Consider the following 14,218-nt stretch of genomic DNA (forward strand, 5'->3'; position numbering starts at 1 on the left):
TCTTATCTCCGAGCAGCGCGCGTCAGAAGCTGATCGAGCAGTGCAAGCGCCAGATCGATCTCTTCGCGGGTGATGAGCAGGTTCGGCGCGAAGGTGATGACGTTCTTGTGGTAGCCGCCGACGTCGAGCACGAGGCCGTAAGTCTTGGAACCGACCTGAAGGTCGCCCTTCATGCCTTCATCGCACATCCAGTCCATCGTCGCCTTATCCGGCGTATAGCTGTCGTCCTTGCAGATTTCCATGCGCAGGGCGAGGCCCAGGCCATCGACCTCGCCGACAATGGCGTGGCGCTTCTGCAGCTGCTTCAGCCCGTCGAGGAAATGAGCGCCCTTCTCCATGATGGCCGCGCCGAAATCTTCCTCTTCCAGCATCTTCATCGTTTCGAGCGCAACGGCAGTCCCCATCGGGTTGCTGGCGAAAGTCGAATGCGTGGAGCCGGGCGGGAAGATGGTCGGGTTGATCATCTCTTCGCGGGCCCAGACGCCGGAAAGCGGGTTGAGGCCGTTGGTGATCGCCTTGCCGAAGATCAGCGCATCCGGCGAGACGCCAAAATGCTCGATCGACCAGAGCTTGCCGGTACGGTAGACGCCCATCTGGATTTCGTCGACGACGAGCAGGATGCCGTGATCGTCCAGCACCTTCTTCAGTTCGACGAAGAAGTTCATCGGCGGAATGACGTAGCCGCCGGTGCCCTGGATCGGCTCGATGTAGAAGGCGGCATATTCGGACTTGCCGGCCTTCGGATCCCAGACGCCGTTATATTCGCTCTCGAACAGGCGGGCGAACTTCTGGACGCAGTAATGTCCGTATTCTTCCTTCGACATGCCCTTCGGGCCGCGGAAGTAATAGGGGAACTCGACGAACTGCGCGCGGTCGCCGAAGTGGCCGTAGCGGCGGCGATAGCGGTAGCTCGAAGTGATTGCCGAAGCGCCGAGCGTGCGGCCGTGATAACCGCCTTCGAAGGCGAACATGAGGCTCTTGCCGCCGGTGTAGTTGCGCACAAGCTTCAGCGAATCCTCGACAGCCTGCGAGCCGCCGACGTTGAAGTGAACGCGGCCCTTATGGCCGAACTTGCTCTCGGCATCCTGGGCGATCATCGCTGCAAGCTCGACCTTCTCGCGGTGCAGATACTGCGAGGCGACCTGCGGCAGCTGGTCGAGCTGGCGATGGGCAGCGGCGTTCAGGCGCTCGTTGCGATAGCCGAAATTGACGGCGGAGTACCACATCTGCAGATCGAGGAACGGCGTTCCGGTGCGATCATAGACAAAGGAGCCTTCGCATCCCTCGAAGAATTTCGGCTTGTCCGTATAGTGAACCGTGTCGCCATGGGAGCAATACGCCTCTTCAAGAGCGCGCAATTCTTCTTCGGAGCGGACGGACGTTTCAGTCCGGCCACTGAAGGCTTCGGCTACATTCGTTTTCATTCTATGCCTCTCGGTCTAGTTCACGCTGTCTTGAAATGCGGCAGCGCACGGGAGCGTCGCTCGACGCTCGGGAGAACGGCTTCCATCTTTGGAAGCAGATCAGAAAAGTCTTCGAAACCGACATAAGGAATGCCGTTTTCCTCGCAGTAATCGACAAGTTTGGCCTTCGCGAAAACGAGGTCGACCTTGTCGGAAACGCAGAAATCGCTTCGCCCGTCGCCGATATAGACCTGCAGGTCATTGCTATCGACAACACGGCATTTGCACACGCCGGCACCCGACACGCAGCCGGTCGCCTGGAATGGCGGAAACAGCGAATAGGACTCGCGGCCCTGGGAAACGCTGCAGGTGAGCACGTTGGCAACGATCGGCAGACCGTTGATACCGTGACGCGACAGAATGCGGCGGATGAAATAATCCACGCCATCGCTGACGACGGTCACGGGCAACTCACCGCTGCGGCAATAGGACAGGAAGCCCTCGAAACCGGGATCGATCGACACCGTGTCGAGAAACTGGTCGAGTTCCGCCCTGCTAGCCTCGATAAGAGCGATCTGCCGGCGCATGCATTCGCCGGAGCCGATCAGCCCCTGCTTCCAGAGCTGTTCAATATCTTCCCACTCGGAGCCGGCGAAACGAGTCAACACCATATCCGTCGCGTCTTCGATGGAGATGGTTCCATCAAAATCGCAAAACACCTGCATAACACGCCCTTTCGCCTGATCCCCAGCTGCCTCTAACAACCTCGGATGAGCCGTGCATGAGGGGAAAATGAAGCGAAAATGAAAAGCGCTGCGAAGTTGATTTTCAGCCCGCCAGCAATCTCAGGTCTACCTGCAGACCCTTGCTCCACCGCGGCGTGGAGAGCTTTACGGTAGCCGACAGGCGGTCTGCCGTATCGGCGACGATGGCAAGACCGAGGCCTGCACCTTCGGTATGAAGCGTGTTGAGCCTGTAGAATCGCTGGAACACCGCATCCCGCTCATGCGGAGGGATGCCCGGCCCGCTGTCGCTGATCGAAATCTGGCCGACGCCATCTTCGGAGGTGATCGAAACCCGGATCTCCCCTCCGACGGGCGTGTATTTGATGGCATTGTCCAGAAGATTGTTGATCAGCATGCGCATCAGCGATTCATCGGTCTTGACCTGAACCGTCTGGTCGCCTTCCAGCACGATGTCGAGCTCACGATTGGTGATGATATTGCCGAATTCGGCCAGCACCGACGCCACCAGATGATAAAGTGTCACCGGCGTTGGATTGAGCGGGTGATGGCTCACCCTTGCCAGCTGCAGCAGCTGCTCTATCAGATGCGTGGCCTGGTTGTTGCTGGCGACGAGGTCGGCGATGATCGCCTGCCGTTCACTCTCGTTGTCGCTGTTTCCGAGCATCTGCAGCAGCAGTTTCACGCTGGCCTGCGGCGTACGCAGCTGATGCGCGGCGAGGTCTGAAAAACGGCGCTCAAGCGTCAGCGAGCGGGCAAGCTTCTCCAGCAGCTGATTGATCGAACGGCCGAGCGGCAGGAGGTCGCGCGGCAGGCTTTCTACGGGAATGGCCGAGAGATCGTCGGGCGAGCGAGTGCGGATCTGCCGCACCAAGCCATGAATCGTGCGCAGGCCGCTGTTGATGCCGAGCCAGATCAGAAAGCCGATGACCGGCACGAGTATCAGCAGCGGAAAGAACAGATTGAGCAGAATATTGGAGACAAGCGTTTCGCGAAGCTCGATCTTTTCCCCTAGCTCTATCACGATGGTCGAGTTCGGGATCGGCAGCGAATAGATGCGCCAGTCCTCACCGCCATAGGTCAGTGTCGTGAACCCCACCTTCTGCTGCGGGACATCGGAAAGGAAAGCCGTGCTGCTGTAAAAGCGGATACTGCCGTCGACCCAGGCGCGGAACATGTGCGCATCGGCATAATCGTCGGCGTCTTCATTGAAGGCCAACTGATTGTCCATGTTGAAGTCGATGTCGTCGATCTGCTTTGCCGCATGCCCTGGCGTCTTTTCCAGGGGGCGGCGCAGCAGGCTCCAGATCACATTGGCGTCGTCGATCAGCTGGGCATCATAGATATTGTTGATTTCCCGCGTCGCGCTGCTGAAGGCAAAAGCGCCGATCACGACGATCGTCACCACCACGACCGGCGCAATGCGGAGAAACAGCTTGCGAGTGAGCGTGGAATTGTTCATCGCTCGATCATATACCCGACGCCGCGGATCGATTTGATGAAATCGGTGCCGAGCTTCTTTCTAAGATTGTAGATGGTTACTTCGATCGTGTTGCTCTCGACGGTATTTTCGGCGTCGTAGAGCGCGTATTCAATATCGTTCTTCGTGACATAGCGGCCGCTGCGCTCCATCAGGAGCTTCAAAAGATGGAACTCCTTGGCCGTCGTATGCACCTGCGCACTGCCCTTGCGCGCGACCATGGCGGAGGGATCGACCTCCACGTCGCCGCAACGGATGACGCTTTCGGTGCGGCCATCCCGCCGGCGAATGAGCGCGCGCAGGCGCGCCAGCAATTCATCGAGATCGAACGGCTTGACCATATAATCGTCCGCGCCCTCATCGAGACCCTCGACCTTCTGGCGCACGGAATCGAGCGCCGTCAGCAACAGGATCGGCACGGAATTGCCGCGCTGGCGGATGCGGCGCAGAACCTCCATGCCGCCGAGCCGCGGCAGATTGATATCGAGAACGACGGCCGCGAAATGCGAATGCTCGGCAGCTTCGAGGCCGGATTCGCCGTCGCGCATCCAGTCGACGCCATAGGCATGCTTCTCCAGGGCCTTTTTTAGCGACGATCCGAGGATATTGTCGTCTTCAACAAGCAAAACGCGCACGATCGACCCCATTCAGTCGAAAATTCTATTATTGAGCGGCCGCAATTGGAGCGGCCTTGTGGCAAAGCTATGACGGATCAATTCCGCATGGCAAGAGCGCCGCCCCAGGATCGCGAAACATAGCGGGCCGCGATCGTTGTTCGGTCGCCCAAGACGGCTAGCGCAGCCGTCGCATGGATGCCTCCAACACGCCGAAGATACGGGCGTCGGTGGATTGCGCAACGTTGAAGCGCATGAAGCTGCCGGCCTCTTCAGCCATGCTGAAGACATTGCCCGGAGCGAGGATGATGCCTTCGGCTAGGCAGGCGCGGGCGACATCGGCGGCATTCACGCACTCGGGCAAGCGACACCAGAGAAACATGCCGGCCTGCGGCTTCAGCCAGGGAACGATGCCGATGGCTTCCAGCCTAGCGGCCACTTCGCCCATGGTCCTGGCGAGCCGCGCGCGCAGCGCCTCCATATGCTTGCGATAGCTTCCGTCCTTCAGCGAGAGATAGACGAGCTCCGCCGACAATTGTCCGCAACTGAAGCTGCTTGCGACCTTGAGATCGACGAGCCCGTCGATCCAGTCTCGCCGCGCCGCGATGAAGCCGCAACGCACCGAGGCTGAAAGCGTCTTGGAAAAGCTGCCGATATGGATCACCCGGTCGAGCCCGTCATAGGCGGCAAGCCGCGGCGCCGGCACATCCTCGAAATCGGCGAAAATATCGTCTTCGATGATGATCAGCCCGGAAGCATCCGCCAGCTTCAGCAGACGGTGCGCCGTCACCGGCGAGAGCACGGCGCCCGTTGGATTGTGAATGGCTGAATTGGTGATGTAGAGCCGGGGTTTGTGCCGTTCGAGCGCCTTGCCGAACAGCTCGACATCCGGTCCGTTCGGCGTGAACGGCACGGTGACGACGTTGGCCCGATGCGCACGCAGCAGCGCATGGAAATTGAAATAGCACGGGTCGTCCACCAGCACGGTATCGCCGGGCTCGAGCAGGAAGCGGCAAAGCAGATCGATCGCCTGCGTGCCGGACTCCGTGAGCAGAATCTGGTCCGGCGGCACGGTGATGCCGTGCTCGGCCAAACGCCTGGCGAGCAGCTGCCGCAGCGGCGGCAGGCCGAGCGGCGTTCCGTAATTGGCCAGTGCCCCCATATCCCCGCGTGCCAGCGTCCGCATCGCCCGGCGCAATGCCGCCTGCGGGAACCAGGATGGCGGAAGCCAGCCGCAGCCGGGCTTCAATACATCATCGCCCACCTCGAGCGATTGCCTGGAGATCCATAGCGGATCGACGTTGCGATCCGAACTAGCACCGGCCTCGGACAACAACAGCGGCGGCAGCGGACCGCATACATAAAATCCCGAGCCCGGCCGGGAGCGGATCACGCCCTCGGCGGCAAGCCGCTCATAGGCCTCGACCACAGTGGAGACCGATACCTGCATCGTCCTGGCAAAGCTGCGCACGGACGGCAGCCGCGCGCCAGGCATCAGGCTGCGGGTGGCGATGCGATCGGAAATCGCCGCCATGACCCCTTCGATACGTGTGCCGCCGACGGCGCTCGTCACCGACAGATCGTCCATCCGTACTGCCCCTCTCACCATAACAGTTTGCACGAATTGTACTGCACTGTCTCTGGTCTGGCCAGACAAACTCTCCGATACCGCGTGAGGCAGAAGGAGCGTGCGCAATGGACAAGACGACGACAGGATGGATCTACGGACTGACCGGGGTGGTGATTTTCAGTGGATCGCTGCCGGCGACGCGGGTGGCCGTCATGGATTTCGATCCGCTGTTCCTGACCGTCGCCCGCGCCGTGATCGCCGGTCTGCTGGGCCTTGTCCTGCTGCTCGCCTTTCGCGAAAAGTGCCCGGCCCGCAGCGATATCGTCTCCTTGGCGATCGTTTCGCTCGGCTGCGTCATCGGCTTTCCGCTGCTGACGGCACTGGCGCTGAAGCATGTCACCTCGGCGCATTCGATCGTCTTCATCGGCTTGCTACCGCTTGCAACAGCCATTTTCGGCGTCTTGCGCGGCGGCGAACGGCCGCGCCCCGCCTTCTGGATATTCTCTGCGATCGGCAGTGCCCTCGTCAGCGGCTATGCCCTCGCCCAAGGCATGTCGGCCTCGCCGACCGGCGATCTGCTGATGCTGTCGGCAGTTCTCATCTGCGGGCTCGGCTATGCCGAAGGGGCGGTGTTGTCGCGCAGGCTCGGCGGCTGGCAGGTCATTTGCTGGGCGCTGGTTCTGTCGCTGCCGATTACCATCGCGCTCTGCGTCGTCACCATGCCGCACACGATCGACGGCATCGGCGGCCCGGCATGGATCGGCCTCACCTATGTTTCGCTCTTCAGCATGCTGATCGGTTTCGTCTTCTGGTATCGGGGGCTGGCGCAAGGCGGCATCGCAGCGGTCGGCCAGCTGCAATTCCTGCAGCCCTTCTTCGGCTTTGCGCTTGCCGCCGCTCTGCTCAAGGAAAGCGTCAGCTGGTCCATGCTTGTCGTAACGATCGCTGTCGTCGGCTGCGTCGCCGGCGCCAGGAAATTCGCACGTTGAGCCATCGAGCGGGTCAAAACCTCGCCACTTGACCTTCTAAACCGATCGGTCTATTAAAGACCAAAAGGTTTAGAAGGAGCATTTCATGACAACCCCTCTTGTCCCGCCATTCACCCGCGAAACTGCGATCGCCAAGGTCCGCATGGCCGAAGACGGCTGGAACAGCCGCGATCCCGAGCGCGTTTCCAGGGTCTATACGGAAGATAGCCAATGGCGGAACCGCGCCGAATTCCCGCGCGGCCGCAAGGAAATCGTCGAATTCCTCACGCGCAAATGGGCAAGGGAGCTGGATTACCGGCTGATCAAGGAACTCTGGGCTTTCGACGGCAATCGCATCGCCGTGCGCTTTGCCTATGAATGGCGCGACGACAGCGGCCATTGGTTCCGCTCCTATGGCAACGAAAATTGGGAATTCGATGCCGACGGCCTGATGCAGCGCCGTTTCGCCTCCATCAACGACATGCCGATTAAGGAAGAGGACCGGAAATTCCACTGGCCGCTCGGCCGCCGGCCCGACGATCATCCCGGCCTGTCGGAACTCGGCCTTTGAGATGGCACGCACCGTTTTCGAAAAACCCGATGCCATCGCCCTCGTTGCCGAAGTCTTTCGCGAGCTCGGCTACGAGGGGGCGTCGATGAGCCACATCACCGCCCGCACGAGGCTGTCAAAGGGCAGCCTCTATCACTTCTTCCCCGGCGGCAAGGAGGAGATGGCGGCGGAGATCATGGCCAATATCGACGCCTGGTTCGTGACGGAGATGTTCAGGCCGCTCGAAGAGGGTGAGCCCCGCGCGGCCATTGCCCGCATGTGGGAGACGACCGACAGCTATTTCCGCTCCGGCCGCCGCATCTGCCTGATCGGCGCCTTTGCGCTGGACGAAACGCGTGATCGTTTTTCTGCCGCCATCCGGGCCTATTTCTATCGCTGGATCGAAGCGCTCGCCGGCGCTCTGGTCAAAGCCGGCCTGCCCGGCCCCGAAGCGAAAACGCTGGCTGAAGAAGCCGTTATCGGCATCCAGGGTGCATTGACGCTCGCAAGGGCACTTGGAGACGACACGATTTTTGGCAGAACCCTGGCGAGACTGAAACGGAGGCTGGAAACTGCGCTCGGATAAAGCCATCCGACCAGTGCGAATCAGCGCATCTCACATGGTAAAACCCGTCCGGGACCGATGATTCGCACTGACTGAAAGAGGCGGAAGACCGCCGGAAACCATATTGCCGACAATGGGAATTGGCTGCGAATGGTGCATAAGGCTCTGATCTTAAACAATTCTCCATAAATGCATGGCAATATTAACCATGTTTGATTTGCAACTATCCAAGCTCCTGTGTTCAGCAGGAAGCAGGGGCCGAGGAGACGGATAGACGATGCTGCAGCAAGTAAACGAGACCGACGACGCGCTGATCGATCGCTTGCAACGATCCGCGTTCGAGTATTTCATGCTTCATACCAATCCGGAAAACGGACTGGTGGCGGATACTTCGATCAAGACGAGCCATTGCAGCATCGCCGCAGTCGGCTTCGCGCTGTCGAGCTACCCTGTTGCCGTCGAACGCGGCTGGATCAGCCGGGCCGACGCCGCCAAACGCGTGCTGACCACGCTTGATTTCCTTGCCGACAGCCAGCAGGGCACCGAACGCGGCGCCACGGGCCATCGCGGCTTCTACTATCACTTCCTCTATATGGAGACCGGCAAGCGCGCCTGGAACAGCGAGCTTTCGACCATCGACAGCGGTTTGTTTCTGATCGGCATGCTGACGGCTGCCGCCTATTTCACTGGCAACAGCCAAACCGAGCGTGATATCTGCAAACAGGCGAAGTTCCTCTACGAACGCTGCGATTGGCACTGGGCCCTGAACAAGGGTCCGACGATCAGCATGGGCTGGAAGCCGGCAAGCGGTTTCCTGCGCTGGCGCTATCAGGGTTATGACGAGGCGATCTTCCTCTATGTGCTGGCGCTCGGCTCGCCGACGCACCCCATCCCGTCGTCGAGCTACGACGCATTCGCTTCGACCTATACCTGGATGATGTTCCAGGAAACGCCTTATCTCTATGCCGGGCCGCTGTTCATTCACCTCTTCTCCCACGCCTGGATCGATTTCCGCGATATCCGCGACAAGCACGTTGCCGACAAGGGCATCGACTATTTCCGCAATACGCAGACGGCAATATCAGTCCAGCGTGACTACACGGATCGCAATCCCAACCATTTCGTCGATTATGGGAAGGACATCTGGGGCCTTTCAGCCTGCGATGGCCCCAATCAGACGGGCACGAAACATAGCCTGCGATATGCTCCGAAACTCCTGGGTTATGCCGCACGTGGCGCACCGCTCGGACCGGATGACGGCACGATCGCGCCCTGGGGTCCGCTGTCCTGCCTGCCCTTCGACCGTCAAGCCGCGCTCGACGGCACGAAGGCGCTGCTTTCCAACTACCCCAATCTGCTGCTCGACGGCCGCTTCCCCGGTGGCTTCAATCCGAGCGTCAAAGGTCCCGGCCCCGAAGGCTGGGTGGACGACCGCTCGGTCGCACTCGACCAAGGTTTGCTCGTCATGATGATCGAAAATGCCCGCACCGGCATGATCTGGAACCTGATGCGCCAGTCGCCGATCCTTCGCACGGGCCTTGAACGCGCCGGCTTCACCGGCGGCTGGCTCGACGAAAAGCCTGCTGTCGCGTGATTTGAAGATCATTAGTCAGTCTCTCGGTGCTCGCACTTTGCCCCTCACCGTAACCCTCTCCCCGCAGGCGGGGAGAGGGGACGATCGAGCCAAGCAACTGACCGGTTACATGCGGTGCCTTGTTTTGCACGGTGACTCCCTCGCCCCGCTTGCGAGGAGAGGGCTGGGGTGAGGGGCCATATCTAACAACACGGCAAAAACATCACTCACCCGACCATCGCCTTCAGCGTCTCAGAGCCGCTTGATCGCCTCGATCACCTCATCCTCGACAATGATGCCCTCGGTTAGCGCAAGACGGCGTGAGGTCTGCCCGCGCCGGCCCGGCAAGCGGACATTGGGATCCCGAGTAATCTCGCTAGCGAGCAGCGCAAATCGCTTTGCGGTGTCGGTGGCGCTCGTTGCGGCGGGATTGATGGCGATGATCGTATGGCCAAGCGCCGGCGGCGCTCCCTTGTCGTCGAAGAGCGAGGAGGCCTCAAAGGCGTAATTGGCGCCCGTGAGGCCGGCTGCCAGAATTTCGACCATGAGAGCAAGTGCCGCGCCCTTGGCATCCCCGGAGGGAACCATCGTGCCCTCAAGCGCCTCCTCGGCGCTGGTGGTCGGCTTTCCCTCGCGGTCGAAAGCCCAGTCTGCGGGAATGGGAGCGCCCTGCTGTCGTGCCGCCATCACCTTGCCGCGCGCCACTTTCGAAAGCGCCAGATCGATGACGATCGGATCCTCGCCGGGAAGCGGCGTGGCAAAAGCGATAGGATTGGTGCCGAAGACCGGCACCTTGCCGCCCCAGGGCGCCATGGCCGCCGGCGCATTGGCAACCATCAGCGCCACCAGACCTTGATCGGCAAAACGCTCAACCGTCAGGCCCATGACGCCCGCATGATGCGAACGGCTGATGGCGGCAAGCGCGATCCCCTGTTCGCGGGCGATGCCAGGAAGTTCGGCAACGGCGAGATCGAGAGCCGGATAGGCATAACCATTGCCGGCATCGATGCGCAGGACCGCCGGAAAGGGCCGAGTGAGCTGCGGCTGAGCGAAGCCATCCGTCTTGCCGATCTTCGCCTGGCCGGCATAGGCGGGGACGCGGCGCAAGCCGTGACCACCCTGCCCGGCAGCCTCCGCCGCGACGAGCGCGACAGCCACGGAGCGGGCATTCTCCGCGCTAACCTTGCTCCGCTGCAGCGCCTCCACGACCAGCGTTTCGGCTTCGGCGAGCGACAGGTGCATGAGAGGAGACCTTGAAAAAGATGAGGCGGATAAAGGTTTTCTACGCCTTCAACCGCCTCATCGCAATGCAGCAAAGTGCTATTATTCCACGTCGAACTTGACGCCTTGTGCCAAGGGCAAGGTGCGGCCGTAGTTGATGGTGTTGGTCGCCCGGCGCATATAGGCCTTCCAGGCATCCGACCCGGATTCGCGGCCGCCGCCGGTTTCCTTCTCGCCACCGAAAGCACCGCCGATCTCGGCGCCGGAGGGGCCGAGATTGACATTGGCGATGCCGCAATCCGAGCCGCGGGCCGACACGAACAGCTCGGCCTCACGCATGTCGTTGGTGAAGATCGAGGATGACAGGCCCTGCGGCACGGCATTATGCAGCGCCAGCGCCCTGTCGAAATCGCCGTACTTCATCACGTAAAGGATCGGCGCAAAGGTTTCCTGCTCGACCGGGCCGGTCTGCTCGGGCATTTCGACCAGAGCCGGGCGAACGTAGAAGGCGTCGGTAGAGCCGTTTTCGACGCGCTCGCCGCCAGTGACCTTGCCACCAGCTGCCTTCGCAGCAGCAAGGACGGACTGCATCCGATCAAAAGCCTGCTTGTCGATCAGCGGACCGACGAGGGTTCCCGCTTCAAGGGGATTGCCGATCGTGACCGAACCATAGGCCTTCTGCAGGCGCGGTATGAGCTGGTCGTAGACGCTTTCATGAACGAAGAGGCGGCGCAGCGTCGTGCACCTCTGCCCGGCAGTGCCCATTGCGGAAAAGGCAACGCCCCGCAAAGTGAGATCGAGATCGGCCGTCGGGCAGACGATGGCGGCATTGTTGCCGCCAAGCTCGAGGATGGCGCGGGCGAAACGGCCGGCCAGCCGCGGGCCGACGGCCCGGCCCATGGCCGTCGATCCTGTCGCCGACACCAGCGGCACCTGCGGATGGTCGACTAAAAGCTCGCCGAGATCGCGGCCGCCGATCAAGAGCGTCGAAAGATTGGCGGGTGCTTCGCCGCCCTCGGCGACGTAGCGCCTCAGCGCCTTTTCGAACAGAGCCTGCACGGCAAGCGCCGTCAGCGGCGTCTTTTCCGACGGCTTCCAAATGGTGGAATTGCCGCAAACCATGGCAAGCGCTGCGTTCCAGGACCAAACGGCAACGGGGAAATTGAAAGCCGAGATGATGCCGATCGCCCCCAGCGGATGCCAGCTTTCCATCATCCGATGTTCCGAGCGCTCGGTGGCGATGGTGAGGCCATAGAGCTGGCGCGAAAGTCCCACAGCGAAATCGCAGATGTCGATCATCTCCTGCACTTCGCCGAGGCCTTCGGAGGTAATCTTGCCGACTTCGACGGAAACCAGGCGCCCGAGCGCCGCTTTGCCGGCCCGCAGCTCCTCGCCGAGCAGGCGTATCAGCTCGCCGCGCTTCGGCGCAGGCACGTTGCGCCAAGAGAGAAACGCCTCGTGCGCCCTCTCGATCGCAGCCTTCGCCTCGGCGGTCGAATGCTCCTTGAGCCGGCCGATCTCGGCACCGGTCACCGGCGAGGTGACGGAGAGCGTTCCGCCCGTATAGCGATCGGCCGAAACGCCGAGTTCCGTCAATATCGCCTTGGTTTCAGCGGCAAGATCGAGTGTCGCGGTCATCTCGTTTCCTCCTCCTGGCTCGATTATTCTTTTAGACCCTGGCGCCGACGAAATGCGCAGCCTGAGCGCCGGCCTCGTACCACATTTCCTTAACCGTCCTGAAGCTTGGCTCGATGATATCGGTCACCGGCAGCGGCAGATCGGCTTCCGAGATGTGCCCGAGGATGTGACCGGCAAGCACCTTGCCGAAAACGGTGCCCGGCGCGATGCCGCGGCCATTATAGCCGGAAAAGCCGACGACATTGGGCGCAAACTTGTGGAAGCGCGGCAGCGCATTGTCGGTCATGCCGATCTTGCCGTACCACTCGCATTCGAAGGGAATGTCACCGAGCTGCGGGAAAAGCTTCCTCAAGGAGCGGCGAGCCCAGCTCTTGTGCACGGCAAGGCCAGTATTGCGCAACGCGCCGACGCTGCCGAAAACGAGCCGGCCGGCCTGATCCATGCGGAAGGACGACAGAACCTCCTTGGTATCCCAGGCCCCCTCGCGGCCCGGCAGCACCGATTTGCTGAGGTTATCGCCGAGCGGCACGGTGGCAAAATTGAAGTAGGGCAAATGCACCTGTTCGTTTCGCACCTGCTCCCAGGGGCCGGTGCTGTATGCGTCCGTCGCGACGATGATCCAATTGGCGCTGACCTTGCCGCCGGCGGTGGATACGATCCATTTCGTGCCGCTCTTTTCCGTTGCTATCACACGGCTGCCGGTGTGAACGGCGACGCCGGCCTTGACCACGGCATGGGCGAGACCGCGCGCATAGGCGAGCGGCTGCAGCGTGCCGGCGCGCATGTCGAGCAGGGCGCCGGCATAGGCGGAACTACCGACGCGGCGCTCCGTCTCCCGCGCATCGAGCACCGTCACCGGCGCACCGCGCTTGCTCCATTGACGAGCGCGCTCCTCGATCTCCTTCAAGCCCTGCGGCCCGACGGCGCAGTGCAGCGTACCGTTGCGCTCGAGTTCGCAGGCGATGCCATGCTTATCGATCAGCTCCATCACCAGCTTCGGTGCATTGCCGAGAAGCTCGAGGAGCCGCTCGCCATGAACGGCGCCAAGCTCGCCCGGCAGATCGTCCGGCATCACCCACATGCCGGCATTGATCAGGCCGACATTGCGCCCCGCCCCGCCAAAGCCGATCTCATTGGCCTCCAGCAACACGACGCTGCTGCCTGCTTCGGCAAGATGCAGCGCTGACGACAATCCGGTATAACCGCCGCCGACTACGACGACATCGGCAGCAACTTGACCTGAGAGCGGCTTCGTCGCTGGCGGTTGCGGGGCAGTCTTTTCCCAGAGACCGTGGGAACGGGGATCATTCAGCATGAAATCGGTCCAATCGACAGAGGCAATCGGCGTAATCTAGCGTCACGCTTGCCATTGCGAAAGCGGGAAGAACGACATCCGGTGGACAGAGCATGATGCCGAAAAGTGTGATCAGTTTTCGGACGACATCAGGCTCCACGTCTTTGGTTCCAGAGCGGATTCGGATTTCAGGTCGAACAGACCAAAAAACATCCGGCTCTGGAGAAAAACTTGCATGGCCACGGGGCTTTCGACCATTATAGAGAAACGCTGGCCGCCATCGCGGTCGCCGACAGAATCAGGACAATCTCATGAAGCCCATTTTCGTTCAGCTCCAATGTGCCCCCGGCAAGACCTACGAAGTCGCCGACGCAATCTACCAGACGGAGCTGGTATCGGAACTCTATTCCACCAGCGGCGAATACGACCTGCTGATGAAGGTCTACATCGCCGAAGAGCAGGATATCGGCAAGTTCATCAACGACCATATCGCCAATATCCCCGGCATCATCCGCTCGCTGACGACGCTGACCTTCCGAGCGTTCTGAGCGATCCGGACTTAGGGTTGGCGCATCGCCGTCTAAGGACATTCGAATACA

General features: G+C 61.1%; 13 protein-coding genes. 5 read left to right on the top strand and 8 right to left on the bottom strand.

Annotation, left to right across the window (positions count from 1 at the left end; all coding sequences use genetic code 11):
- Positions 1-2: 2 nt before the first annotated feature.
- From RHSP_RS26375 to RHSP_RS26395, 5 genes are all read right to left on the bottom strand, one after another.
- A complete protein-coding gene (locus RHSP_RS26375) occupies positions 3-1,424 on the bottom strand; it encodes an aspartate aminotransferase family protein (protein WP_004125797.1) in 1,422 nt (473 codons plus the stop codon).
- A 20-nt stretch (positions 1,425-1,444) separates the two neighbouring features.
- On the bottom strand, positions 1,445-2,128 hold the full coding sequence (locus RHSP_RS26380; RefSeq protein WP_004125800.1) for an MtnX-like HAD-IB family phosphatase: 684 nt from the start codon (positions 2,126-2,128) through the stop codon (positions 1,445-1,447).
- A gap of 103 nt (positions 2,129-2,231) precedes the next feature.
- Positions 2,232-3,608, bottom strand: coding sequence for a sensor histidine kinase (locus tag RHSP_RS26385; protein ID WP_004125802.1), 1,377 nt, complete (start codon positions 3,606-3,608; stop codon positions 2,232-2,234).
- The gene (locus tag RHSP_RS26390) at positions 3,605-4,261 is read right to left on the bottom strand and encodes a response regulator transcription factor (RefSeq protein WP_004125805.1); all 657 of its coding nucleotides are present in this window, start codon (positions 4,259-4,261) and stop codon (positions 3,605-3,607) included. Before RHSP_RS26390 ends, RHSP_RS26385 begins: the two co-directional genes overlap by 4 nt.
- Before the next feature lie 157 nt (positions 4,262-4,418).
- Positions 4,419-5,828, bottom strand: a complete 1,410-nt coding sequence (locus RHSP_RS26395) for an aminotransferase-like domain-containing protein (RefSeq protein ID WP_037154726.1) — start codon at positions 5,826-5,828, stop codon at positions 4,419-4,421.
- 107 nt (positions 5,829-5,935) lie between these two features.
- Here RHSP_RS26395 and RHSP_RS26400 point away from each other — a divergent pair, with 107 nt between their 5' ends.
- From RHSP_RS26400 to RHSP_RS26415, 4 genes are all read left to right on the top strand, one after another.
- Positions 5,936-6,799 (top strand): DMT family transporter, encoded by an 864-nt coding sequence (locus RHSP_RS26400; RefSeq protein ID WP_004125807.1) that lies wholly within the window; start codon positions 5,936-5,938, stop codon positions 6,797-6,799.
- A gap of 85 nt (positions 6,800-6,884) precedes the next feature.
- Complete coding sequence (locus RHSP_RS26405) at positions 6,885-7,349, top strand: nuclear transport factor 2 family protein (RefSeq protein ID WP_004125809.1); 465 nt, start codon at positions 6,885-6,887, stop codon at positions 7,347-7,349.
- Position 7,350: 1 nt separating this feature from the next.
- Entirely contained in the window at positions 7,351-7,914 is a 564-nt protein-coding gene (locus RHSP_RS26410; protein WP_004125811.1) for a TetR/AcrR family transcriptional regulator, read from the top strand.
- 256 nt (positions 7,915-8,170) lie between these two features.
- The gene (locus RHSP_RS26415) at positions 8,171-9,487 is read left to right on the top strand and encodes a glucoamylase family protein (protein ID WP_004125814.1); all 1,317 of its coding nucleotides are present in this window, start codon (positions 8,171-8,173) and stop codon (positions 9,485-9,487) included.
- Positions 9,488-9,718: 231 nt separating this feature from the next.
- On the opposite strand, the gene RHSP_RS26420 is transcribed toward RHSP_RS26415, so the two are convergent.
- The 3 genes from RHSP_RS26420 to RHSP_RS26430 all read right to left on the bottom strand — a co-directional run bounded on the left by RHSP_RS26420 (position 9,719) and on the right by RHSP_RS26430 (position 13,640).
- A complete protein-coding gene (locus RHSP_RS26420) occupies positions 9,719-10,708 on the bottom strand; it encodes an Ldh family oxidoreductase (protein ID WP_004125816.1) in 990 nt (329 codons plus the stop codon).
- Positions 10,709-10,789: 81 nt separating this feature from the next.
- The gene (gene amaB / locus RHSP_RS26425) at positions 10,790-12,325 is read right to left on the bottom strand and encodes an L-piperidine-6-carboxylate dehydrogenase (protein WP_004125818.1); all 1,536 of its coding nucleotides are present in this window, start codon (positions 12,323-12,325) and stop codon (positions 10,790-10,792) included.
- 31 nt (positions 12,326-12,356) lie between these two features.
- Positions 12,357-13,640: an NAD(P)/FAD-dependent oxidoreductase gene (locus tag RHSP_RS26430; protein WP_004125821.1), complete on the bottom strand. Its 1,284-nt coding sequence runs from the start codon at positions 13,638-13,640 to the stop codon at positions 12,357-12,359.
- A 290-nt stretch (positions 13,641-13,930) separates the two neighbouring features.
- Between RHSP_RS26430 and RHSP_RS26435 the strand changes: the two genes are divergently transcribed.
- Positions 13,931-14,167 carry an Lrp/AsnC ligand binding domain-containing protein gene (locus RHSP_RS26435; RefSeq protein WP_004125824.1) on the top strand — a complete coding sequence of 79 codons (237 nt, stop codon included), beginning with the start codon at positions 13,931-13,933 and terminating at the stop codon, positions 14,165-14,167.
- Positions 14,168-14,218 lie beyond the last annotated feature (51 nt).

The sequence above is a fragment of the Rhizobium freirei PRF 81 genome, assembly GCF_000359745.1.
In the GTDB taxonomy this organism is placed as follows: Bacteria; Pseudomonadota; Alphaproteobacteria; order Rhizobiales; family Rhizobiaceae; genus Rhizobium; species Rhizobium freirei.